At 57.5% G+C, this 1131-nt stretch carries 1 protein-coding gene; it reads left to right on the top strand.

Annotation, left to right across the window (positions count from 1 at the left end):
- Positions 1–1131, top strand: a 1131-nt coding sequence (atpA, locus tag AC1QQ2_RS14320; RefSeq protein ID WP_479713645.1) for a F0F1 ATP synthase subunit alpha, incomplete at both ends; no start/stop codon positions are given.

Here is a 1131-nt window from a genome sequence, read left to right as displayed (position 1 = left end):
GGCGGGATCCGCGGCATGGCGTTGAACCTTGAAGTCGACAACGTTGGTGTTGTTATCTTCGGTTCCGACCGTGACATCAAAGAAGGCGATACGGTCAAGCGCACCAAGTCCATCGTGGACGTTCCGGTTGGCAACGGCCTGTTGGGCCGTGTTGTTGACGGCCTTGGCAACCCGATCGACGGCAAAGGCCCGATCGAGTCGACCGAGCGTCGCATTGCTGACCAAAAAGCACCGGGCATCATTCCGCGTAAGGGTGTGCACGAGCCAATGGCAACCGGCCTTAAGGCTGTTGACGCTATGATCCCGGTTGGCCGTGGCCAGCGCGAATTGATCATCGGTGACCGTCAGACCGGCAAAACCGCCGTGGCTTTGGACACCATTCTGAACCAGAAGTCCTATAACGAGGCTGCTGGCGACGACGAAAACAAAAAGCTGTACTGCATCTATGTGGCTATCGGTCAAAAGCGTTCGACCGTTGCGCAGCTGGTGAAAAAGCTGGAAGAAACCGGCGCGATTGACTATACAATCGTGGTGGCTGCGACCGCCTCCGACCCTGCACCTTTGCAGTTCCTTGCGCCCTATTCGGCAACCGCAATGGCGGAATTCTTCCGCGACAACGGCCGCCATGCGCTGATCATCTATGATGACTTGTCCAAGCAGGCCGTGTCCTACCGTCAGATGTCGCTGTTGCTGCGCCGCCCACCAGGCCGCGAAGCCTATCCTGGCGACGTTTTCTATCTGCACAGCCGTTTGCTGGAGCGTTCGTCGAAGCTGAACGCCGATTTCGGTTCGGGTTCGCTGACAGCTTTGCCGATCATCGAGACCCAGGGCGGTGACGTTTCGGCCTTTATTCCGACCAACGTGATCTCGATCACCGACGGCCAGATCTTCTTGGAAACCGAATTGTTCTACCAAGGCATCCGCCCTGCTGTGAACACCGGTCTGTCGGTTTCGCGCGTGGGCTCTTCGGCCCAAACCAACGCGATGAAGTCGGTGGCTGGTAAAGTGAAACTGGAACTGGCGCAGTATCGCGAAATGGCTGCCTTTGCGCAGTTCGGTTCGGATCTTGATGCTTCGACCCAAGCTTTGCTGAACCGTGGCGCACGTTTGACCGAACTGATGAAGCAGCCG

This window comes from Aestuarium sp., assembly GCF_023253315.1.
Taxonomy (GTDB): Bacteria; Pseudomonadota; Alphaproteobacteria; order Rhodobacterales; family Rhodobacteraceae; genus Marivivens; species Marivivens donghaensis.
This window is presented reverse-complemented; position numbering and strand designations above follow the sequence as displayed.